Raw genomic sequence first — 23,005 nt, 5'->3', positions numbered from 1 at the left:
GGCGAGATTGAAAGCGTCAGTTCCGGTTGGGCAACAACGCAATTCACCAACCGGTGGTCCCGGACCGGCCGGGCCGGCGTTCGACGATCCGTGCGCGTCCAAGACGTCGAGGCGCGGGTAGTCGGAACAGCTCTTGTCCCTAAGGCTTGCGCCTGAGAGAGGTCGGCGAAGTCGGCCACGAACTAGTTAAGGCGGCGTCCTTGCTATCCGAATATCGTGCCACCACAACCACATTGGTGCCGTGTAGGCGTGGGTCCACGGTGGCGCCGACGCCATCGCCGGTGCGGTGGTGAGGATCATTGTGTGAGTCATAGTGATGGTGCCCGTTGCGGGAGTGTGGTGGTCATGTCGATGGTTCGGCGGGTGAGGGGGCCTGGTGGGCCCTTGTGGTGGATGGGTTTGCTGGTTGGGCCGCATGAGTGTGGCAAATATATGTCACATGTCGCCGTCAGGTAGTTGCGCGTTGAACTAAAATTCGGGGGGGGGGGTAACTCCAGGCTCTTCAAAATATCGATGAACACCGAGTTCATTTTCTCACATAGTTTGCAGTGCTCGATGTTTGCGGAACGGATTTGACTAATCTCGCCCGAACCCACCCGAGACTAAGGTTGCTCTCAGCTATCTTCTGACCATCCGAATATCCGTTCAAAGGAGATGGTCGTGGATCTCGCAGCCCGCCCCCACATCACCGCTGGAGTGGCTTTGGCCGCCGCCAGCATCATCACCGTCGCTCCAGCGACCCAGCGCCTGCCCGACCTTCACCTGGCCCAGCACTTGCGCCAGGTGAGCGTGTCCGACATTCGCCTCACTGATGCGGCCGACACCATGATCGACCTGTTTGCCGGGGTAGAAAACGAACTTGGATCGCTGGCAGACGGTGGAAGCGCGGTGCCCGCGAGCCTCGTCAGCGACGTCATAAACCCGGCCCAAAACGTGATCGTCCAGACGTGGATTGACACGTTCGAGAACGCGGGCAGCAACCTGCAGAAAATTTTCAACGAGTGGAGCGCGATTCCGGCGGCGCTCGCGCAGCAGGTCGCCGCGAACTGGGTCCAGTACGCAACCGACTACGTCGGCTACTACCAAGAGGCCGCGACAGCGGCCGTTAATTACTACACGGGTTCTGCGAATACCGATTTTGTGCCGATGATGACCGCGGGATGGGCTGAACTCATGCAGGGCAAAGTCACGCAAGCGTTTGGATCCTATTTCAATTTCGCTTTGATCCAGTATCCGGAGGTCGAGGTATTAGCGCCCCTGGAAAAGATCCCAGCTCTCCTTGCGTCGATGACCAACAACCTCAATATAGCGACGACCCAGCTTACGGGAATCGACCTTGCCAAAATAGGTCTCGCCGCTACGGACGTACTGCTTAGAGGTTCGGACGGGTTTGCTTATAGTCTTCAAGAAGCGGTCAACGCGTGGGCCGCGGGGAATCCGCTGGCGGCGTTGACCTATCTCCTCAACGCCCCCGGCGCCGCAACGAACGGGTTCCTCAACAGCGTAGTCGGCACCCAAGAACCCATATCAGGCTTTCTCGATAGCCTCCTTCCCCAGACGCTAGTCACTATTCCCCACAGCCTCGCCGAGGACATCGTCGCTACCGACGCGCAAAACATCCTGAAGGGCGGCAGCCTCGCGACCGGAATCCAGAATTTCTTGAACCAACTGATGAATGGCTGGCCATCGCTGAGTGGTCTCGGCAGCTACGCTGGTGGTCAATTGACGTCACTATTGCAAAGCATCCCATCGGTTTTGTCGAATCTCCCATCGATGTTGGGCAACTTCGGCGGAGCGTTGGCTAGCAATATTGGATTGTTGATCTCCGACCTCCTCAAGCTGCTCTGAGTTCGGTGGAGGTTGCCGATGCGAGCCGGTGACCGCCAACGGCGATTGGCCCCCTTCGCAAAAAGGGGGCCGAATCGTTTGGGCTTTACAGCTGGGCATGGCGAAGTGATCAATGGCAGCGGAATGATACTCGACAGGTTTCATCGGTTGATGTCGGCGATGGAGTGAAAAGTGGTTCTCTGCTTGGGTTTTGGGCGGTTTGGGTCCTCATTTCATGTGGCGGAATTCATCGTTTTGGTGAGAGGAGAAAATGGCGGACACCCCATGTAGATGAGAAATTTCACGTCGCTGGCAAAATATTGCCGGGGGCGAAGATGGGAGCTAACAACCCGATTCGCCGACCTGCTGATCGCGGGCGACCGCACCACGCCAGCCGTCTCGATCTCTATACCCGAAACGGCGATGACTTCACCGGACTGGAAGGTCTTATCCGCGTCGTCGCCAGGAGCGGCCTACCGGACGCATCTCGCCTGCGCGGCGGCATCGGCCGCGGCCGCGCGCATCCCGAGGGCGGCCAGGTCGTCCGACACCACCTGTAGCGCCGCGGCGTCGCCGGCCGCCAACGCCCGCGCGTGGGCGAGGGAGATTTCTCCTGCGGCGCAGTGAATCTCGCCGCACAGCCGGGTCAGCGGGTCCACCGCCCGGGTGTCGCCGAGCCTAATGGCCTCGTGCCAGGCGCGAAGCGCCACCGCCGGCTGCCCGCCGCGTTCGGCCGTGCGAGCGGCCTCACGCGCGGCGGCCACCGCCCCGTGCGAGTCGCGCATCGAGGCCAGCCGCCAAGCCCGCGCCACACCGAGTTCCGGCGTGAATAGCCCGGACTTGGTTCCATGTCGAGATTCCGCCCTGCTCAACGCTTTTGCCGCCGCTGCGGTGTCGCCCCGCTGCGCCAGCGCTGTGGCCAGCAGCATCAGCGACAGCGGTCCCCACGAGTAGCCGGTGCGTTCCAGGGTGGCGGCGGCCGGGCCGAGCAGCGTTGCCGCTCGGGCGAATTCGCCGTCGGCGATCAGCACATGCGCCAGCAGTACCTCGCCGATCGCGCGTCCCGGCTGCTGCAGTTCGGCGAAATCGGTGAACTGCTGCGCCAATTCGCGCGCCGCGTCGAGCCGGCCCGCCATCAACAGCGCGGTGGTCTGGCCCAGCCCGATCGTGAAGCGCAGCAACCCTGGATGTTCGGCGGCCAAGGCGCGCTGCGCCAGCGGCTCGACGTCGTCGAAACGGCCCTGCCGCGCCGCGCACAGCGCGGCCGCGCTGGCCGCCCAGGCCACCGCCTGGTCATCGGCCGACGGCGATGCCAGCACCTCCCGGCCGATTTCGACGGCATGCCCAAGATTGCCGGCGTTCATCGCGAAGGTGGCGCTCAGCGCGTCCAGAGTGATACGTGGGCCCGCGTCCGAGACCCGATTGCGGATCGTGCGCAGGAACGCCGTGGCCCGCTCCGGCTCGCTGAGCATCCAGAACTGATTAGCCGCCCGCAGCAGCGTCCAGGCCATCAGGTCGGATTCGGGCAACGCGGCCGGGTCGACCGCGGCCAGCACCGCGTCGGCCGCGCGGCCGCGGCCCTGCCACGCCAGGGCATGCGCCAGCGCCAGCCGCGCCGCCAGGTCGCCGGAGCGCTCCAGCGCCGACCGGGCCAGTCGCTCGCCGAGGGAAAGGTCGCCCAGCCGCAGCGCTTGCTGCGCGGCGGCGGCGACCTCGGCGACCGGCTGGGGGGTGTCGCTCTCCAACGCCAGGGACGCCAACCGCAGCCGGTCACTGAGGTGGTCCGACGGATGCCGCGACAGCAGCCTGACCAAATCGGTGCGCAGTCGTCGCGCACCGTCGTCGCCAAGCGCGGCACGCGCCCGAAGCGCGAACAGCGGGTGCGCCGTGTACACCACCGGGTCGTCGCCGCGTCCACCGCGGACCCGGGTTTCCGCCGCGCCCCAGTCCACCGCCTCCGTCACCGCGCCGTCGCCGGCGAGGAGGGTCAGATCGGCGACCGACAGCGGCTCCTGTACGGCGAGATAGTCCAGCACCGACCGCGCCGCGGTGGGCAGCTCGGCGAGGAACGCGTCGACGTCCGCCGCGATCGTCGCGCCACCGGGCGGCTCGATGTCGATCCGGTCCAGCAGGCCGTCGGTCCACAGCGCCGCGATGGCCTCGGGCGCCGCGTCCGCGCGCGCCGTCACGATCATCCGGGCCGAGCCGACCAGCGCCAACTGATAGACCAGCGTGGCCGACAGGATGTCCAGGTCGTGGGCGTCGTCGACGATGAGCAGCAGATCACCGTCAAGAACCAGCGACGCCCGGGCCGCCCGCAACAGCGCGGCCGGCTTGCCGATGTCGGCCCCGAAACTAGCGAAGTCCACCAGATGGCTGAACGCCCCGAACGGGACGGCGCGTTCGGTCGGGGTGCCGGTGACCCAGCGGATGCGCGTGTTCGGGTGCCGGCGGCCGAAGTTCTCCGCGGCCAATCGGGCCAGCGTGGATTTGCCGACGCCGTCGGGTCCGAGTACGACGGCCCCCGGGCCGGCGCCCAGCGCAACGTCCAGCCGCTCCAGGGCCGCCGCGTGCTGGGGGACGTTCCATCGAATCGGCATCGCCGGATTTTATTGCGCGCGGTGCGCGCCGCGCCGTGTGCGCGCCGCACCGGGCTTGGTCTACCTTTGGCGGGTATGGCGCCGGAACGCGATGCACCACCCGAATGGGTGGTGTGTGTGTACTGCGCATCCGGCCCGGTGCATCCCGAATTGCTCGAGCTGGCTTCGGAACTCGGCGAGGCGATCGCCGAGCGCGGCTGGACCCTGGTGTGGGGCGGCGGCCGAGTTTCGGCGATGGGCGCGGTGGCGAGCGCGGCACGTGCCCGCGGCGGCCGGACCGTCGGCGTCATCCCCCAAAACTTGATGCGCCGCGAGATCGCCGACGCCGAAGCCGGCGAGCTGATCGTCAGCGACACCATGCGCGAGCGTAAGCAGATCATGGAAGACCGCGCCGACGCGTTCATCGTGCTGCCCGGCGGCGTCGGCACCCTGGACGAGTTGTTCGACGCGTGGACCACGGGTTATCTCGGTGTGCACAGCAAACCGATCGTGCTGCTGGACCCGTTTGGGCACTACGAAGGCCTGTGGCTTTGGCTGTGCGGATTGCTTGACAGCGGCTACGTCTCGCAAGTAGCGATGGACCGGCTCGTGCTGGTCGATAAGGTGGGTGCCGCAATAGAGGCGTGCGCCCCGGTCTGAGGTCGGCTGCGCCGAGGAATCGAGGGATCACGTGTCCGATCACGACGGGGGAACTCGCACGGCAGTCAGACTGACCGACATCGCGTCTCGGATACCGGGCGTCCTGGCCGACGTGCCGGTGATGGTGCGCGGCGCGCTCACCGGGCTGCTGGCCCGGCCGAGCTCCAACAAATCGATCGGCACGGTGTTCCAGGAACGGGCCGCTCGCTACGGTGACCGGGTCTTTTTGAGGTTCGGCGATCAGCAACTGACCTACCGCGACGCCAACGCCGCCGCCAACAGGTACGCCGCGGTGCTGTCCGCGCGCGGCGTCGGCGCCGGCGACGTCGTCGCGATCATGCTGCGCAACTCGCCCAACGCGGTGCTGGCGATGCTGGCCGCGGTCAAGTGCGGGGCCGTCGCCGGCATGCTCAACTACCATCAGCGCGGCGAGGTGCTGGCGCACAGCCTTGGCCTGCTCGACGCCAAGGTGTTGATCGCGGAGACCGACCTGGTCAGCGCCGTGGCCGAGTGCGGCGGCGCGGGCAGCACCGAGACGCTGACCGTCGAGGACCTGGAGCGGTTCGCCGTGAGCGCTCCGGCGATCAACCCGGCGACGGCGTCGGCGGTGCGGGCCAGGGACACCGCCTTCTACATCTTCACCTCGGGCACAACGGGATTCCCCAAGGCCAGCGTGATGACCCACCTGCGGTGGCTGAAGGCACTGGCGGCGTTCGGCGGCATAGGGTTGCGGCTCAAGAGCTCCGACACGCTGTACAGCTGCCTGCCGCTGTACCACAACAATGCGCTGACGGTGGCGTTGTCGTCGGTGATCAATTCCGGGGCGACGCTGGCGTTGGGCAAGGCGTTTTCGGCGTCGAAGTTCTGGGACGAGGTGATCGCCAGCGAGGCCACGGCGTTCATTTACATCGGTGAGATCTGCCGGTATCTGCTCAACCAGCCGCCGAAGCCGACCGACCGCGCGCACCGGGTGCGCGTGATCGCCGGCAACGGGCTGCGCCCGGAGATTTGGGACGAGTTCACGAGCCGATTCGGGATCGCGCGCGTCTGCGAGTTCTACGCCTCCAGCGAGGGCAACACCGCTTTCATCAACGTCTTCAACGTGCCCAGGAGCACCGGTGTTTTTCCGATGCCGTTGGCCTACGTGGAATACGACCCCGACACGGGCACCCCGCTGCGTGACGACAATGGACGGGTGCGACGGGTGCCTCCCGGAGAGCCCGGCTTGCTGCTCAGCCCGGTCAACCGGCTGCAGCCATTCGACGGCTACACCGACAAAGAGTCGACCGAAAAGAAGCTGGTGCGCAACGCTTTTCGTGAGGGCGACTGTTGGTTCAACTCGGGCGACGTGATGAGCCCACAGGGCCTGGGGCACGCCGCGTTCGTCGACCGGCTCGGCGACACCTTCCGGTGGAAGGGCGAGAACGTCGCCACTACACAGGTCGAAGCGGCGCTGGCGTCCGACGAGTCCGTCGAGGAATGCACGGTCTTCGGTGTCGAGATCCCCCGCACCGGCGGGCGCGCCGGGATGGCCGCGGTCAAGCTGCGCGAGGGCGCCGAGTTCGACGGCAAGTCCCTGGCCCGCGCGGTGTACGGCCAGCTGCCCGCCTATGCGCTGCCTTTGTTCGTTCGGGTGGTGGAGTCGCTGGAGCACACCACGACGTTCAAGAGCCGCAAGGTGGAGTTGCGCGCGCAGGCCTACGGCGCCGACGTGAGGGACCCGCTGTACGTGCTGGCCGGCCGCGACGAGGGCTACGTGCCGTATTACGACGAATACCCCGACGAGGTAGCCGAGGGTAAGCGACCGCAAGGCTGAAGGCCTTGGTCCGCGAACGTAACGCCACTGCGAATCCCGACGCGGGATTTCGCAGTGGCGTTACGCTCGCGAGCCACGCCGAAAGCGTCCCCACCCGGCGCCGCCCGTAGCGACCGGGCACCATGGATGGGTGCAGTCGACGCTGTGCGGCCGACCGGTCGCGGGGGATCGCCCGCTGATCATGGCGATCGTCAATCGCACCCCGGATTCGTTCTATGACCGGGGCGCGACCTTCAGCGACGGGGCTGCCCGGCGCGCGGCGCACCGGGCCATCGCCGACGGCGCCGACGTCATCGACGTCGGCGGGGTCAAGGCGGGCCCCGGCGAGAGCGTCGACGAGGACACCGAGATCGCCCGGCTGGTGCCGTTCATCGAGTGGCTGCGCGGCGCTTACCCCGAGCAGCTGATCAGCGTCGACACCTGGCGCTCGGGCGTGGCCAGGGTGGCCTGCGCCGCCGGCGCCGACCTGATCAACGACACCTGGGGCGGCATCGACCCCGCCCTGCCCGAGGTGGCCGCCGAGTTCGGCGCGGGCCTGGTGTGCTCGCACACCGGTGGCGCGCTGCCGCGCACGCGCCCGTTCCGGGTGAGCTATGGGACCACCACGCGCGGTGTGGTGGACGACGTGATCCGCCAGGTCACCGCCGCCGCCGAGCGGGCGGTCGCGTGCGGGGTGGCCCGCGACCGGGTGCTGATCGACCCGGCCCACGACTTCGGCAAGAACACCTTCCACGGGCTGGCGCTGTTGCGCCACATCGGCGATCTTGTTAAGACCGGATGGCCGCTGCTCCTGGCTTTGAGCAACAAGGACTTCGTCGGGGAGACTTTGGGTGTGGAATTGACCGAACGGCTCGAGGGAACGCTGGCGGCGACGGCGCTGGCGGCGGCCGCCGGCGCGCGGATGTTCCGGGTGCATGAGGTCGCGGCCACCCGGCGGGTGCTGGAGATGGTGGCCTCGATCCAGGGCATACGGCCGCCGGCGCGCACGGTGAGGGGACTCGCATGACAGCATCGGAGCTGGTCGCCGGCGCGCTGGCCGCCCGGCCCGGGGACGCGTGGCTCGTCGACCGCAGCTGGAACCGTCCCAGCTGGACCGTCACCGAACTGGAAGAGGCGAAGGCCGGGCGGACCATCTCGGTGGTGCTGCCGGCCCTCGACGAGGAAGAAACCATCGAATCGGTCGTCGAAAGCATCTCGCCGCTGGTTGATGGGCTGGTCGACGAGCTGATCGTGTTGGACTCGGGCTCGACCGACGACACCGAGATCCGCGCCATCGCCGCCGGCGCCCGCGTCGTCAGCCGTGAACAGGCACTGCCCGAGGTACCCATCCGGCCCGGCAAGGGCGAGGCGTTGTGGCGCTCGCTCGCTGCCACTAGCGGCGACATCGTGGTGTTCGTCGACTCCGACCTGATCAACCCACACCCGATGTTCGTGCCGTGGCTGGTCGGCCCGCTGCTCACCGGCCCGCTCTCCCGAGGCATTCACCTGGTCAAGAGCTTCTACCGGCGGCCTTTGAACGTCGGCGACGCGGGTGGCGGCGCGGGTGCCACCGGGGGCGGGCGGGTCACCGAGCTGGTGGCCCGGCCGTTGCTGGCGGCGCTGCGACCTGAGCTGGGCTGCGTGCTGCAGCCGCTTGGCGGTGAGTACGCCGCCAGCCGGGAACTGCTGACATCGCTGCCGTTCGCCCCGGGCTACGGCGTGGAGATCGGCCTGCTGGTGGACACCTTCGACCGGCTGGGCCTGGACGCGATCGCCCAGGTCAACCTCGGCGTGCGGGCGCACCGCAACCGGCCGCTGGCCGAGCTGGGCGCGATGAGCCGGCAGGTCATCGCGACCCTGCTCTCGCGCTGCGGGATCCCCGACTCCGGGGTGGGGTTGACCCAGTTCTTCGCCGACGGCCCCGACGGCTCCGAGGTGCAGGGCTACACCGCGCACACGTCGCCGGTGTCGCTGGTGGACCGGCCGCCGATGAAGGGTCTCAGGCCGCTTTAAGGCCACGCTGATCGCCGAGTTGTCGGCGGTATAGGGCACTATCGATCACGTGGCGTTGGTGTTGCTGTACCTGGTGGTGCTGGTGCTGGTGGCGGTCGTGCTGTTCGGCGCGGCCAGCCTGCTGTTCGGTCGGGGTGAGCAGCTGCCGCCCCTGCCGCGGGGGACGACGGCAACCGTGCTGCCCGCCTACGGCGTCACCGGCGCCGACGTCGACGCCGTCAAGTTCACCCAGGTGCTGCGCGGATATAAGGCCACCGAGGTGGACTGGGTGCTGGACCGGCTGGCCCGTGAGCTCGAGGCGTTGCGGGGCGAGCTGGCCGCGGTGCACGCCTCGTCGGCAGCCAAGGCCGAGGGCGAGGGCGCCCCCATGGAACCTGAGGACGGCGAGGATCGTCAGGACAAGATGTGAGCGACTCGAGCGTCCAAGAGCTGATTCGGTGCGGCTGGGCGGGAGGCGTTCGGCCCGGACCCGATTTCGAGCTGTACCGCGACTACCACGACCAGGAGTGGGGCCGCCCGTTGCACGACGGGGTGGCGTTGTTCGAGCGGATGAGCCTGGAGGCCTTCCAGAGCGGCCTGTCGTGGCTGATCATCCTGCGCAAGCGGGAGAATTTCCGGCGCGCCTTCGCCGGGTTCGACATCGAGACGGTCGCCGGCTACACCGATGCCGATGTGCAGCGGCTGATGGCCGACGAGGGAATCGTCCGCAACCGGGCCAAGATCGAAGCGACGATCGCCAACGCGCGCGCCGCCGTTGACCTCGGATCCTCCGACGACCTGTCCGAGCTGCTGTGGTCGTTTGCGCCCTCACCCCGGCCGCGCCCGACCGACGGATCCGAAATCCCCTCGGCCACTGCCGAATCGAAAGCGATGGCACGCGAACTGAAACGACGCGGGTTCCGCTTCGTCGGGCCAACCACCGCCTATGCGCTGATGCAGGCGACCGGGATGGTTGACGACCATATTCGCGCTTGCTGGGTGCCTTCGGCCCGTTGAGGAAACGGGCGGTTGGGTTGGGTCCGGTGACGATGCGGCCCGTTGACGTGGGGGTGCCCCCGGTTGCGGGGAGCGGGCAACCATGGTCAAGAGCCCAATGAGGCCCGAGAAGCGGGTCTTTGTGCAACTGGTGACCGGGATAGGGAACAATAGGGGAGTGATTTGGCAGTTCAATGTCGGGTATGACTGGAAATCCACTGGCGGGGCATGCTCGGCGCCGACCAGGCCTGTGAAGGCGGGCCAGCTCGAATCTGGAGGGAGCACTCGATGGCGGCGATGAAGCCCCGGACCGGAGACGGTCCTCTGGAAGCAACCAAGGAGGGGCGCGGCATCGTGATGCGGGTACCACTCGAGGGAGGCGGTCGACTGGTCGTCGAGCTGACGCCCGATGAAGCCGCCGCCCTGGGTGACGAGCTCAAGGGCGTCACGAGCTAGGACCAGCTAAGTCCGCGAACGGAAGCTGTCGATAGTTTAGGAACAGACCTTCCGATAGATGTTCAGTGTCTGCTCGGCGACGTGGGCCCAGGAGAATTCCTCGATGCAGCGCTGGCGTCCCGCCTCGCCGTAGCGTTTCGCTTTTTCAGGGTCGGCGACCAGCTCATTGACCGCTTCGGCCAGTTTGGCCTGGTAACCGGTCGGGTCGTCGGCCTCATAATGCACCAGCGACCCGGTAATCCCGTCGGTGACCACTTCCGGTATCCCACCAACGTCGGATGCCACCACCGGAGTCCCGCACGCCATCGCCTCCAGGTTCACGATGCCCAACGGCTCGTACACCGATGGACAAACGAAAACGGTTGCCGCCGAAAGTATTTCGCGTAATTCCCCGACCGGAAGCATTTCTCGGATCCAGAACACCCCGCTGCGATCACGCGACAGCGCGGTTACCGCGGCCTGAGCCTCGTCGGCCAGCGCCGGGGTGTCGGGGGCGCCGGCACACAGCACCAACTGGACGTCGGGGCGGAATCGGTGGGCGGCCGCCACCAAGTGGGCGACGCCCTTCTGTCGGGTGATCCGTCCGACGAACGCCACGGTGGGCCGGCGTGGATCGACCCCGAGCTCGGCCAGCACGGACCCAGTTCGCACCGGCCCGGCGGGATACCAGACATTGGTGTCGACCCCGTTGCGGATGACATGCACCAGGCTCGGGTCCAGGCTGGGGTAGACGCGCAGTACGTCTTCGCGCATAGCGGAGCTGACGGCGATGATGGCGTCGGCGCCCAGCACCGCGGTGCGCTCCACCCATGTCGACACCCGGTAGCCGCCGCCGAGCTGTTCTGCCTTCCACGGCCGCAGCGGCTCGAGCGAATGCGCGGTCAAGACGTGGGGGATGTCGTAGAGCAACGCGGTCAGATGCCCGGCCAGGCCGGTGTACCAGGTGTGTGAATGCACGACGGTGGCCGCCGATGCGGCGTTGGCCATCATCAAATCCGTCGACAAGGTCGACAGCGCGGCATTGGCACCGTGGATCCGTGGGTCGGGCTGATGGGCGAAGGCGTCCGGACGCGGCTCGCCCATGCAATGCACGTCCACTGCGCACAATCGGCGCAGCTGAGCGACCAATTCGGTGACGTGTACCCCGGCTCCGCCGTAGACCTCTGGTGGGTACTCCCGCGTCATCATCGCCACCCGCATACCCGCACCGTAGTTCGGCGACGATGCGGCCCGCGAGTTGGGCCGCTGAGGAGCCGGACAATTTCGACCTGAGCCGGCGACGATGCGGCCCGCGAGTTGGGCCGCTGAGGAGCCGGACAATTTCGACCTCAGCCGGATGCGGCCCGCGCGTCGAGCCGCCCACCAAATACCTTGACAGACAGTCCGTCAGAGCGGCAGACGCGGATTCCCCCTGGCAGCGGTCCGCGGCGGCCGATAGGTTTGGAGCCATGAGGGAAGCACCACACGTGCTGGGCATCGTCCTGGCCGGCGGTGAGGGCAAGCGGCTGTATCCGCTGACCGCGGACCGGGCCAAACCCGCGGTTCCCTTCGGTGGCGCCTATCGGCTGATCGACTTCGTGCTCTCCAACCTCGTCAACGCCCGGTATCTGAGGATCTGCGTTCTCACCCAATACAAGTCGCATTCACTCGACCGTCACATTTCGCAGAACTGGCGGTTGTCCGGGCTGGCCGGTGAGTACATCACGCCGGTGCCCGCGCAGCAGCGCCTCGGCCCGCGCTGGTACACCGGCTCCGCCGACGCGATCTATCAATCGCTCAACCTGATCTTCGACGAAGACCCCGACTACATAGTGGTTTTCGGCGCGGACCACGTGTACCGCATGGACCCCGAGCAGATGGTCCGGTTCCACATCGATAGCGGGGCCGGCGCGACCGTGGCCGGCATCAAGGTTCCGCGCAGCGAGGCCACCGCGTTCGGTTGCATCGACGCCGACGAGTCCGGGCGCATCCGCAGTTTCGTGGAGAAGCCACTGGATCCGCCGGGAACCCCGGACGACCCGGAGTCGACGTTCGTGTCGATGGGCAATTACATCTTCACCACCAAGGTGCTCATCGACGCGATCCGCGCCGACGCCGATGACGACCATTCGGATCACGACATGGGCGGTGACATCATCCCGCGACTGGTGGACGACGGGATGGCCGCCGTTTACGACTTCTCCGACAACGAAGTGCCCGGCGCCACCGACCGCGACCGGGGCTACTGGCGTGACGTCGGGACGCTGGACGCGTTCTACGACGCGCACATGGACCTGGTGTCGGTGCACCCGGTGTTCAACCTGTACAACAAGCGATGGCCGATTCGCGGCGAATCGGAGAACCTGGCGCCGGCCAAATTCGTCAACGGCGGCTCGGCTCAGGAGTCGGTGGTGGGTGCCGGCAGCATCATCTCGGCGGCCTCGGTGCGCAACTCGGTGCTCTCGTCGAACGTCGTGGTCGACGACGGCGCGATCGTGGAGGGCAGTGTGATCATGCCCGGCGCCCGGGTCGGCCGCGGCGCGGTGGTGCGCCACGCGATCCTGGACAAGAACGTCGTCGTCGGGCCCGGCGAGATGGTCGGCGTGGATCTGGAGAAGGACCGCGAGCGCTTCGCGATCAGCGCCGGCGGTGTGGTCGCCGTCGGCAAGGGCGTCTGGATCTAAGCTCTCGCGAGCCGGGGCACCTCCCGCTCGCGAGCAGACGCAGAATCGCCCATTTTCGTGCCGAAATGGGCGATTCTGCGTCTGCTCGGCGCTACCCGGGGATCGCCGGGATCAGCAGGTGCGCGTCGTATTGCGGGCCCCAATGCAGGGTGACGCGACCGCGCGGCGGGTTGGCGTAGGCCGCCGGAAACTGGCCGCTGAGAGGATTTCGCGGGCACAGCCAGCGTCCGGCCACCACCAGGCGTAGCTGCTCGCCGGCGCGGAACAAGGTCGCGGAGGGCCCCAGCGCGACGTCGATCGCGACCACCTCACCGGCGGAGACGGGCCGCGGCTCGGTGCATGCCGGGACGGGTTCCCATGGCCGCGAGAGCTCGGGGTCCAGCGCGCGCAGCGCGACCCGCTGCCAGCCGGTGGTCACCCGGTCGCGGCCGTAGCCGTATGAGCCCTCGAATCCGACAAACCGCCCGTCGCGCCACTTCTCCACGCCGACGAACAGGTTGGCGTCGTCGCAGCCGTCCAGCTCGCCCCACAACCGGGCCACCATCGGGCCGGTCAGCTCGACGTCCGCGGGCACCGTCCAGCTGAATACCGCTGCGCGGGAATGTGTTTCGAACGCGACGCTGCCCACCGCCGACGGCCGCTCGGGCGCCAGCACCCCGGCATCACCCAGATATAAAGGCCGCCAACGGGTTCGGGCGAGCGGCCACTCGGCCTCTTCGCGCACCGCGGTGATGGTGTCGCGGTCCTCACGCACCTCGAGGCGGACGCTACGGGAATCGGGTGCGCCGTCCAGCACGTCGCGGAAGAACTTGAGCTGCTCGGCCAGCGCCGCCTCGGAGTAGAACGTCGCCCACTTGCCGCCCCGATGGGTGTAGAGGCGGGCGTGGGTGGAGCCGCCGCGGGTGAAGGCCCGCATCGAACCCCGGCTGTGCAGGTTGTTGTCCGAGAAGCTGCCGCAGACCAGCATCGGCACCTTGATCGCCGACAGGTCGGGCACCAGTGAGCGCCAGAAGTCGTCGCGCAGCGGGTGCTCCTCCTGCATCTGGGCGAGGTTGTAGCTCTGCCGTGTCGCCCGATACACGTTGCGGCCCCACAGCCGCGCGAAGCCGGTCTCCCGAATCCCGCCCGGAAACATCAGCTCGCGATACGCGTCGGTGAAGCCCTCCCACGGGCAGATCGCCCGCAGCGCCGGCGGCTGCAACGCGGCGGCGGCGTACTGGCTGATGGCCAGGTATGACACCCCGAGCATGAGGACATTGCCGTCGCACCACGGCTGGCCGGCGATCCACTGCACCAGGTCGTAGGTGTCCTCGGCCTCCTGGCGCGACAGCAGTTTTCCGGTGCCGTCGGAATGGCCGCAGCCGCGCGAGTCGGCGTTGACCACGGTGAAGCCTTGGGCGGTCCACCAGGCCGGGTCCGGGGCCTCCCAACCGGTCAGGGCCGAGAAGGCCACCGGTTTCGGCTGGCGCAACAGGCGGTACTGCGGCGAGAACGTCCACCTCTTGCCCCGCCGCCTCGGCAGCTTGTCCTTGCCGTAGGGATGGATGCTCAGGATGACCGGACGCGCGACGTCGTCGCTCTTCCGGCAGACATTGATCCGCAACACCGTTCCATCGCGTGTCGGCACGCCGATATCGCGGTCGATCACGATGTCGCTCGGCGGATCGGTGACGGTCACCGGGGGCTTGGCGACGGCGCGAATCCGTTCCAGTGCGTATCGGAGAGCGCCGGGACGCCGCCACGGCCGGTCCAGGGTGGGTGCCGGGTTTTGGGCCACGCCAATACCTTAGGGGGCCGGCCCGGCCGCTACCACACGTTGGGTACCAATCGATACCGCACCCGCTGCGCGTATTCGCGGTACCCGGCCAACTCCTGGGTGAGTAGCCTTTCCTCGTCGAGGATGCGGAAGACGAGCACCACGACGCCCGGGATGACGAACAGAAGCCCCCAGTAAGACCCGAGTGCCAAAGGTATGCCCAACATCATGATCACGTTGCCCACATACATCGGGTGCCTGACGAACTTGTAGACACCGTCGGCGACCACCCTCTGGCCCGTCTCCACCGTGACGGTGGCGGCCGCGTAACCGTTCTGTATGACCACCAGCATGGCGATGCCGAGCCCGGCCGCGACCAGCACATCGCCGAGCAGGCACACCCAGACGGGCGTGTGCGACCAGCCCATTCGATGGTCGAACGCGCTGAACGCCATCATCGCGAAGAGATCCACAAACGAGCCGACGATGATGATCTTTTGAGCCATCCTCGTTTCCGCGCGTGGCCCGGCATGCATGCGTCGCCGCAGGGCCGCCGGGTTCGCCCGCGCCAGATAGATCGTGGGGATGGCCGATGTCGCCGTGAACACGGCGATGAAAACCCATGCCTGCCAATAATTCAGTGTGCCGGCCGGCACGAACAGGACGAGGCCGAATGCGGCCAACCCGAGAATCGAGGACGTCGTCAGCCGAACACCGGTTTTCATGACGCTCCTAACAACGTAGATCACGACGTCGAAAAGCCATGGCTCCCAGGACGATCAGCGCCGCGTCGAGGGCCAGCAGCCATAGCAGTGGCACGGCGGTGAAGTCGGCGCCGACCCGCGGAGTGTGTGCGAACGGTTCGAGATCGAGCAACCACTGCGGGAATTGGGCCAGCTCACCGATCAGGTACACGGCGATGAACCCGACCAGCACGCCCCACGCCAAGGGTGTGAACCGCGGCGTCAGACCAAAGATTGCGATCGTCACCGCGGCGAGCAGCCAGACGGCGGGCAGCTGTGCGGCCGCGGCACCGACGACGACGGCCAGCTTGCCGCCGACGTCGCCGGCCGCGACGCCGTAGATCAGCCCGCCCGCGAATCCGCTGATTAGCATCGCGGCCGCGGATCCCACCAGCGCGGCTACCAAATGGCTTGCCAGCCAGCGATTTCGGGAAACCGCGCCGGCCAGTGCCGCCTCGGCGCGCTGGCCGGACTCCTCCTGATGCAGTCGCATGGTGAGCGAGATGGCGAACGCGGCGGCCACCATCCCCATCATGGTGAACGCCACCGCGATGAAGGCGTCCTCCAGGGCGCTGGTTCCGCCCATCCGGGCGACGATGTCACGCGCGACGCCGCTGTCGCCCAGCTCGTCGCCGATGCCGTTCACCACGCTGCCCATCAGCAGGCCGTACAGGCATAGGCCCACGGTCCACACGAGCAGCGCGCCGCGGTCAAGCCGCCACGCCAGCCCGAAGACGTTGCCGAGCCACGGGGCAGCGGCGCCGGGACCGGCCCGCTCGGCGATCAGTCCGGCGCCAACATCGCGGCCGGCGAGCAGCCGATACGCCACCACCGTGAGCGCCGCAGCCGTCGCCAGATGCAGCAGCAGGACCCACCAGCGATCGCCCGCGTACGGCCTGACCTGAAGTGACCACCCCAGCGGCGAGAGCCATGACAGCTTGCCATCAGCTGCGTCACCGACGGCCCGCAGCGCGAATGCGACGCCCAATGCGGCGAACGCGGCACCGCGGGCGAACCTGGCGCTCGGCGACAGCTGCGCCGCCACCGCGGCCACCGCGGTGAAGACCAGGCCGGAGCCGGCCAGCGCCGCCCCAAAAGCGAGTGACCCGCCGGGCGGGACGTCGGTTGTCAGCAATCCCGCCGCGCCGATCGCGCCGGTGGCGATCGACGCCCCGAACGACAACATCAGCGCCGCACTGAGACTGGCATACCGGCCGACCGCGGTCGAGTCGACCAATTCGGTCCGGCCGGTCTCCTCGTCGGCGCGGGTATGCCGGATCACCGTCAGGATGACGGCCACCGCGATGAGCAGGTGGAACATCCCGGCCTTCCAAATGCCAACGGCCCCAAGGCTGTCGTTGTAGATCTGCCCGTAGAGCGCACGCTGGGCCGGGCTGGCCGTGATGGAGGCCGCGAATCCGGCGCGGGCGGCCTGGGTGGGGTAAACCTTCTCGATGCTGCCGACGTAGACCGTGGCCAGCGGCACCGACAGCAGTAGTACCCACAGCGGCAACGAGATCCGGTCGCGGCGCAAATACAGCCGCAGCAGCCCGAGCGTTCCCGAGAAGTTCGAACCGGTCCGGGGCGCCGGATGCGCCGGGTGGCGCGGCCGGTCCAAGGTGGCGGTGCTCATCGCGCCGACACCTGCCTGTGTTCGCGCCGGCCGTCGGTCGTGTCGTAGTGGCGCAGGAAGAGTTCCTCGAGGGTTGGCGGCTGGCTCACGAGGCTGCGTATACCGGCATCGACGAGCGCCCGGATGAGTTCCCCGAGGCTTTCGCCGTCGACTTGGGCGCGCAGCGTGGTGCCGTCGATGCTGACATCCTCCACGCCTTTGATGCGGCTGAGATCACCTGGGTCGACGGTTATTTCGGCCTTGATCGAGGTGCGGCTGAGGTGCCGCATGGAGTCCAGCGAGCCGCTTTCGACGGTCTTGCCGTCGCGGATGATGGTCACCCTTTCGCACAACGCTTCCGTTTCGGCCAGGATGTGACTGGACAGCAAGACCGTCGCGCCACGGTCGCGCGCCTCGCCGACGCACTGCTGAAACACGTTTTCCATCAAGGGGTCCAGGCCGCTGCTGGGCTCGTCCAACAGAAGCAGCCTGGCGTGTGACGAGAACGCTGAAATCAGGGAGACCTTTTGGCGGTTGCCTTTCGAGTAGGTGCGGGCCTTCTTGTGCGGGTCGAGGTCGAATCGCTCGATCAGCTCGGCGCGACGTTTCTGGTCGAGGCCGCCGCGCATGCGGGCCAGCAGGTCGATGGTTTCGCCGCCGGTGAGCGAGGGCCACAGCGTCACATCGCCTGGCACGTAGGCTATTTGGCGGTGCAAGTCGACCGCCTCGGTCCACGGGTCGCCGCCCAGCAACCGGACGGTTCCGCTGTCGGCTTTCACCAGGCCCAACAGGATGCGGATCGTCGTCGACTTCCCGGCCCCGTTCGGACCGAGGAACCCGTGCACTTCGCCCTCACGCACCGTCAGGTCGAGGCCGTCCAACGCGCGCACGGAACCGTAATTCTTTCTCAAGCTACGGATTTCGATGGGCGCGAAATTGTCAGACGGCATGGGATTCTCCTTGATCGTCGGCGGCGAGGAATGCGTGGTACATGGTGCTGTCCGCCATCAATCCGTCGGTGTAGATCTCGAGGGCGGGCAGCACCATTTCCCGGGCGTAGTCGCGTAGCACGGCACGCAGATCCGTTGGGGTTTCATGCATTTGCAAATACAGCAGGAAGCCGCCGCCGCCGGTGATGGCCAGGTACTTCGCCCTCGCCCGGGGATCGCGGCTTGGCTTGAGCGTGCCCGACCGCACCCCTTCGTCCAGGTACACCTCGGCATCGTCTATCATCTTGTGCCACAACGCCGTTGCTAGCTCGCCGCCGGTCTGCATGCTACGCACGAGGTAGGCCATCAACGGCGCGTAGGACTCGATCTCGGCCATCTGCGCGAACCAGGTCGCGGGATCCCTGGACTGCATCGCTGCCGACTTGCCGCTGCGGATCTCCTCGGCGATGTGGTCGTCGCAGGCCTTGCGCAGGCCCTCCTTGGAGCCGAAGTGGTGGATGACCAACGCCGCGCTCACTCCCGCCGCTTCGGCGATCGCGCGCAGCCCGACCCCGAACCCGCGCTCGCCGAACTGCTCGATAGCCGCGTCGCGGATCCGGGCCGCGGCAGTGAGGTCGGCTGAACGCATGTTCAGCACATTAAACGCACGTTCAGCCTTGGGTCAAGCGCCCACGCCGAGCAGACGCAAAACCCCCATTTCGCACCGGAAATGGGGGTTTTGCGTCTGCTCGGCTAGTCGCGGACCGCGGCAAGAACGCCGTCGCCGAGGGGCACCAGCGCGGGGGTGAGCCGCTCGTCCTCCGCGATGAGCCGGGCCGCCTCGCGCACCGCGGCCACCTCGGCGTCGCGCGCCGTCGGATCGGCGGCGCGCCCGCCCAGCGCCGACCGATGCACCACGACGACGCCGCCGGGGCGCAGCAGCCGCACGCCCTCGACGACGTAATCCGGTTGGTCGATGGGGTCGGCGTCGATGAACACCAGGTCATATGACTCGTCGGCGAGCCGGGTGAGCACGTCTTGGGCGCGGCCGCTGATCAGCCTGGTGCGCGACGGCCCGACACCCGCTTCCGAGAACGCCTGCTTGGCGAGCCGCAGGTACTCGGGCTCGATATCGATCGTCGTCAACACGCCGTCGTCGCTCATGCCCGACAGCAACCAGAGCCCGCTGACCCCCGCGCCGGTACCCACCTCCGCGACGGCCTTGCCGCCGCTGAGCTTGGCCAACAGGCTCAACAACGCACCGACCGCGGGCGTGACCGCCCCGGCGCCGATTTCCACGGCGCGCTCGCGGGCGGCGGCCATGAGCGCATCCTCCGATATCGACCCTTCGGCGTGCGCGCAGAGTGATTCGGCCCGGCTGGGGGCCGTCTGGCCGGGGGTTTCCGCGTCCGTGCCGTCCATGCCCCGCAGCGTATTCCAATTTGCGGCGCGGTCCGACAGGCGCGCCTGAGCGGGACGGTCGCGACACGCCCGGAACAGGCGGTGCGATCAACGTCACTTTGCAATCGATATGCCCTGGGTAACCCATGTAACGATATGGTTTCTCAGCCTTAGCTCAGACTGCTCCTATGCCGCGCATACGCCGATACGCGACCGTTTCCCTATGGAACGGGGTGGGTACTGGACCGGGAATACACAATGGCGGCTTCGCGTTGCCGACGACGAACTGCCAGACCTTGACGGCAGGGTAAACCCGGAGGATCCGATCATCACTACGCTTTTAGGCCCGAGCACCATGTCGCATGCCCACGGCTGCCGCGATGACCAATGGGTGGAGGCGTCCGAGGGGCTACAGGGCACCGCGGTGTTCGACGCGACCGGGGATAAGGCAACCATGCCGTCGTGGGACGAGCTGGTGCGTCAGCACGCCGACCGGGTGTACCGGCTGGCTTACCGGCTCTCCGGCAACCAGCACGACGCCGAGGACCTGACCCAGGAGACCTTCATTCGGGTTTTCCGGTCGGTCCAGAACTACCAACCCGGAACTTTTGAGGGGTGGCTGCACCGCATCACCACCAATCTGTTCCTCGACATGGTGCGCCGCCGCGCCCGCATCCGGATGGAGGCGCTGCCCGAGGATTACGACCGGGTCCCCGCCGACGAGCCCAACCCCGAGCAGATCTACCACGACGCCCGGCTTGGTGCCGACTTGCAGGCCGCCCTGGATTCGTTGCCGCCGGAGTTTCGCGCCGCCGTTGTGCTGTGTGACATCGAAGGCCTGTCCTACGAGGAGATCGGTGCCACCCTGGGCGTGAAGCTGGGCACCGTGCGCAGCCGCATCCACCGCGGACGTCAGGCGTTGCGCGATTATCTGGCCGCGCATGCCGAACACGGCGTCCGCGCCGAGTCGGCGTAGCGCCACGCCGAAGCGTCGTACACCAGTCGATTCACCCAGCTACTTTGCGGGCAGTGGACGCGGTATCGGGTCACGTCGCGCTACATTCGAGGGATGGGTGGCGACGAGAGGAGCTGGTGATGGTCGACCGAGGAGAGGTGTTTCGCCGCGCGTTCTCCTGGCTGCCCGCACAGTTCGCCTCCCAGAGCGATGCGCCGGTCGGCGCGCCGCGCCGGTTCGGTTCCACCGAGCACCTGTCGATCGAGGCGATCGCGGCATTCGTCGATGGTGAGCTGCGGATGAACGCACACCTGCGCGCCGCGCACCACCTCTCGCTGTGCCCGGAATGCGCGGCCGCGGTCGATGATCAGAGCCGGGCGCGGGCGGCGTTGCGCGACTCCCGCCCGATCCGCATCCCCAGCGAACTATTGGGACTGCTGTCCGAAATTCCGCACTATCCAACCGACCCGTCCGATGACGACGCTGGGGCCCCGGTAGACCGTTTTGCCGACCGAGACGTGCGCGACCAGCGTAAGCGTCAGTAGCTTGACGCCTTCGTCGCTGTGCGCGTTCATGCCGTCCGGCGCCGAACCGTGGATACTAGGGTGGACACGGACAATGCCGGTGCCCCATATCGCCGGGTAAAAAGCCTGTCTCGGGCGCTCAAGAAGAGGATCCAAAAGGGATAACGTGACCTCCGACGGCATCAACAGCGGCAACGACAGCGGCAACAACGGCGGACAGCGCCTGGCGCCGCGCCCCATCTCCCGGCCACCGGTCGACCCCGCATCGCGTCAGGCGTTCGGCCGTCCCGACGGGCTGCAGGGCTCTTTTGTGGCCGAGCGCGTGCGCCCGCAAAAGTATCGCGACGAGGCCGAGTTCAGGCCCGATGATCAACCTGCCGATCCGGTCCTCGAGGAGGCCTTCAGCCGGCCCGTCGGCGCCGAGTCGTTGCAGCGTCATCCGATCGATGCCGGCGCCCTGGCCACCGAGAGGGACGGCGCCGAGCCGGACGAGCCCGACGATCCCTGGCGCGACCCCGCGGCCGCCGCGGCCCTGGGCAGCCCGGCGGTGGTCCCGCCGGTGCCGCGGACCGCGCTGGGCTATGGTGGCAAGCTCGGCGTGCGCGACGTGTTATTCGGACGCAAGGTGTCCTACCTCGCGTTGGCCGTCCTGCTGCTGATCGCGCTGGTGATCGGCTTGATCGGCGGCGTGATCGGACGCAAGACGGCCGAGGTCGTCGAGGCGTTCACCACCTCCAAGGTGACGCTGTCGACCAGCGGCAGTGGTGACCTGCCGGCCGGCCGGTTCGCCAAGGTGGCGGCCGCGACCGCCGGCGCCGTGGTGACCATCGAGTCGAAGAGCGACCAGGAGGGCATGCAGGGCTCCGGCGTCGTCGTCGACGGCCGCGGCTACATCGTCACCAACAACCACGTCATTTCCGAGGCGGCGAACAATCCCAGCCAGTTCAAGACGACCGTGGTCTTCAACGACGGCAAGGAAGTGCCCGCCAACCTGGTCGGCCGCGACCCCAAGACCGACCTGGCCGTGCTCAAGGTCGACAACGTCGACAACCTGACCGTGGCCCAGCTGGGCGATTCCGACAAGGTGCGCGTCGGTGACGAGGTTCTTGCCGCAGGTGCCCCGCTGGGGCTGCGCAGCACCGTGACGCACGGCATCGTCAGCGCGCTGCACCGGCCCGTCCCGCTGTCGGGCGAGGGCTCCGACACCGACACCGTCATCGACGCCATCCAGACCGACGCCTCGATCAACCACGGCAACTCCGGCGGCCCGCTGATCGACATGGATTCCCAGGTGATCGCCATCAACACCGCCGGCAAGTCGCTCTCCGACAGCGCGAGCGGGCTTGGCTTTGCGATCCCGATCGACGAGGCCAAGCAGGTCGCCCAAACCCTGATCAAAGACGGAAAGATCGTGCACCCGACGCTGGGGGTCAGCACCCGCTCGGTGAGCAACGCGATCGCCTCCGGCGCGCAGGTCGCGAACGTGAAGGCGGGAAGCCCCGCGCAAAAGGGCGGGATCCTGGAGAACGACGTGATAGTCAAGGTCGGCAACCGCAAGGTCGCCGACGCCGACGAGTTCGTCGTCGCCGTGCGGCAGTTGACCATCGGCCAGGACGCCCCGGTGGAGGTCGTCCGCGACGGCCGGCACGTCACCCTGACGGTGAAACCGGACCCGGACAACGGCTAGATGTTCGCCAACGTCGGCTGGGGGGAAATGCTCGTGCTCGTCGTGGTCGGGCTGGTGATCCTTGGCCCGGAGCGGCTCCCCGGGGCCATCCGCTGGACGGCGACCGCGCTGCGGCAGGCGCGCGACTACCTCAGCGGTGTGACCAGCCAGCTGCGCGAGGACATCGGGCCCGAGTTCGACGAGCTGCGCGGCCCGCTTAGTGAGCTGCAGAAACTGCGGGGCATGACGCCGCGCGCCGCCCTGACCAAACACCTGCTGGACGGCGACGACTCCTTCTTCACCGGGAACTTCGACAGGCCGGCGAACGGAAGTCCGGTGAAACCGACCGGCGTCGAGAGGGCCCCGGGTCAGACCCCGTTCGACACCGACGCGACCTGACTCGCCGTTTTTGCCCGCGAGCGTGCGCAGTTGTACACGTTTTGCGGCGTGT

The 23,005-nt window shown here is 67.5% G+C and carries 21 protein-coding genes; 13 read left to right on the top strand and 8 right to left on the bottom strand.

Features of this window, described 5'->3' with window-relative positions; genetic code table 11:
* The first annotated feature begins 654 nt into the window (after positions 1-654).
* A complete protein-coding gene (locus tag K3U93_RS18175) occupies positions 655-1,848 on the top strand; it encodes a hypothetical protein (RefSeq protein WP_071512226.1) in 1,194 nt (397 codons plus the stop codon).
* 452 nt (positions 1,849-2,300) lie between these two features.
* Here K3U93_RS18175 and K3U93_RS18170 read toward each other — a convergent pair whose 3' ends face one another.
* Complete coding sequence (locus K3U93_RS18170) at positions 2,301-4,427, bottom strand: AAA family ATPase (protein ID WP_083010743.1); 2,127 nt, start codon at positions 4,425-4,427, stop codon at positions 2,301-2,303.
* A gap of 75 nt (positions 4,428-4,502) precedes the next feature.
* Here K3U93_RS18170 and log point away from each other — a divergent pair, with 75 nt between their 5' ends.
* The 7 genes from log (at position 4,503) to K3U93_RS18135 (ending at position 10,305) form a co-directional block, all read left to right on the top strand.
* Entirely contained in the window at positions 4,503-5,066 is a 564-nt protein-coding gene (gene log, locus K3U93_RS18165) for a cytokinin riboside 5'-monophosphate phosphoribohydrolase (protein WP_083010742.1), read from the top strand.
* 31 nt (positions 5,067-5,097) lie between these two features.
* The gene (fadD6, locus tag K3U93_RS18160; protein ID WP_083010741.1) at positions 5,098-6,882 is read left to right on the top strand and encodes a long-chain-acyl-CoA synthetase FadD6; all 1,785 of its coding nucleotides are present in this window, start codon (positions 5,098-5,100) and stop codon (positions 6,880-6,882) included.
* Between the two features lie 181 nt (positions 6,883-7,063).
* Entirely contained in the window at positions 7,064-7,888 is an 825-nt protein-coding gene (folP, locus tag K3U93_RS18155; protein ID WP_176219980.1) for a dihydropteroate synthase, read from the top strand.
* Positions 7,885-8,874 (top strand): glucosyl-3-phosphoglycerate synthase, encoded by a 990-nt coding sequence (locus K3U93_RS18150; protein WP_071511835.1) that lies wholly within the window; start codon positions 7,885-7,887, stop codon positions 8,872-8,874. The genes folP and K3U93_RS18150 overlap by 4 nt, the downstream gene beginning before the upstream one ends.
* Before the next feature lie 49 nt (positions 8,875-8,923).
* The gene (locus K3U93_RS18145; protein ID WP_071511834.1) at positions 8,924-9,283 is read left to right on the top strand and encodes a DivIVA domain-containing protein; all 360 of its coding nucleotides are present in this window, start codon (positions 8,924-8,926) and stop codon (positions 9,281-9,283) included.
* 20 nt (positions 9,284-9,303) lie between these two features.
* Positions 9,304-9,870 carry a DNA-3-methyladenine glycosylase I gene (locus K3U93_RS18140; protein WP_139796991.1) on the top strand — a complete coding sequence of 189 codons (567 nt, stop codon included), beginning with the start codon at positions 9,304-9,306 and terminating at the stop codon, positions 9,868-9,870.
* A 267-nt stretch (positions 9,871-10,137) separates the two neighbouring features.
* Positions 10,138-10,305 (top strand): DUF3117 domain-containing protein, encoded by a 168-nt coding sequence (locus K3U93_RS18135; protein ID WP_003406247.1) that lies wholly within the window; start codon positions 10,138-10,140, stop codon positions 10,303-10,305.
* A gap of 36 nt (positions 10,306-10,341) precedes the next feature.
* Here K3U93_RS18135 and glgA read toward each other — a convergent pair whose 3' ends face one another.
* Positions 10,342-11,505 carry a glycogen synthase gene (gene glgA, locus K3U93_RS18130; RefSeq protein ID WP_083010739.1) on the bottom strand — a complete coding sequence of 388 codons (1,164 nt, stop codon included), beginning with the start codon at positions 11,503-11,505 and terminating at the stop codon, positions 10,342-10,344.
* 248 nt (positions 11,506-11,753) lie between these two features.
* Here glgA and glgC point away from each other — a divergent pair, with 248 nt between their 5' ends.
* Complete coding sequence (glgC, locus tag K3U93_RS18125; protein WP_071511831.1) at positions 11,754-12,968, top strand: glucose-1-phosphate adenylyltransferase; 1,215 nt, start codon at positions 11,754-11,756, stop codon at positions 12,966-12,968.
* A 91-nt stretch (positions 12,969-13,059) separates the two neighbouring features.
* Here glgC and K3U93_RS18120 read toward each other — a convergent pair whose 3' ends face one another.
* The 6 genes from K3U93_RS18120 to K3U93_RS18095 form a co-directional block, all read right to left on the bottom strand.
* Positions 13,060-14,745 (bottom strand): CocE/NonD family hydrolase, encoded by a 1,686-nt coding sequence (locus K3U93_RS18120; RefSeq protein WP_083010738.1) that lies wholly within the window; start codon positions 14,743-14,745, stop codon positions 13,060-13,062.
* Positions 14,746-14,774: 29 nt separating this feature from the next.
* Positions 14,775-15,449, bottom strand: a complete 675-nt coding sequence (locus K3U93_RS18115) for a methyltransferase family protein (protein ID WP_083010737.1) — start codon at positions 15,447-15,449, stop codon at positions 14,775-14,777.
* A 7-nt stretch (positions 15,450-15,456) separates the two neighbouring features.
* A complete protein-coding gene (locus K3U93_RS18110) occupies positions 15,457-17,100 on the bottom strand; it encodes an ABC transporter permease (RefSeq protein ID WP_139796967.1) in 1,644 nt (547 codons plus the stop codon).
* Positions 17,097-18,029, bottom strand: coding sequence for an ABC transporter ATP-binding protein (locus K3U93_RS18105; RefSeq protein ID WP_071511828.1), 933 nt, complete (start codon positions 18,027-18,029; stop codon positions 17,097-17,099). Before K3U93_RS18105 ends, K3U93_RS18110 begins: the two co-directional genes overlap by 4 nt.
* Positions 18,019-18,657, bottom strand: coding sequence for a TetR/AcrR family transcriptional regulator (locus tag K3U93_RS18100; RefSeq protein ID WP_083010812.1), 639 nt, complete (start codon positions 18,655-18,657; stop codon positions 18,019-18,021). The genes K3U93_RS18105 and K3U93_RS18100 overlap by 11 nt, the downstream gene beginning before the upstream one ends.
* Before the next feature lie 104 nt (positions 18,658-18,761).
* A complete protein-coding gene (locus tag K3U93_RS18095; protein ID WP_071511827.1) occupies positions 18,762-19,430 on the bottom strand; it encodes an O-methyltransferase in 669 nt (222 codons plus the stop codon).
* A gap of 202 nt (positions 19,431-19,632) precedes the next feature.
* Here K3U93_RS18095 and sigE point away from each other — a divergent pair, with 202 nt between their 5' ends.
* The 4 genes from sigE (at position 19,633) to tatB (ending at position 22,953) form a co-directional block, all read left to right on the top strand.
* Complete coding sequence (gene sigE, locus K3U93_RS18090) at positions 19,633-20,385, top strand: RNA polymerase sigma factor SigE (protein ID WP_071511826.1); 753 nt, start codon at positions 19,633-19,635, stop codon at positions 20,383-20,385.
* Between the two features lie 119 nt (positions 20,386-20,504).
* The gene (gene rseA, locus K3U93_RS18085) at positions 20,505-20,909 is read left to right on the top strand and encodes an anti-sigma E factor RseA (RefSeq protein WP_071511825.1); all 405 of its coding nucleotides are present in this window, start codon (positions 20,505-20,507) and stop codon (positions 20,907-20,909) included.
* Positions 20,910-21,054: 145 nt separating this feature from the next.
* A complete protein-coding gene (htrA, locus tag K3U93_RS18080; protein WP_083010736.1) occupies positions 21,055-22,575 on the top strand; it encodes a serine protease HtrA in 1,521 nt (506 codons plus the stop codon).
* Positions 22,576-22,953 (top strand): Sec-independent protein translocase protein TatB, encoded by a 378-nt coding sequence (tatB, locus tag K3U93_RS18075; protein WP_071511823.1) that lies wholly within the window; start codon positions 22,576-22,578, stop codon positions 22,951-22,953.
* Positions 22,954-23,005 lie beyond the last annotated feature (52 nt).

This window comes from Mycobacterium malmoense, assembly GCF_019645855.1.
GTDB classification, from domain to species: domain Bacteria; phylum Actinomycetota; class Actinomycetes; order Mycobacteriales; family Mycobacteriaceae; genus Mycobacterium; species Mycobacterium malmoense.
The sequence above is the reverse complement of the archived record's forward strand: the minus strand, read 5'-3'. Positions and strand labels throughout refer to the sequence as shown.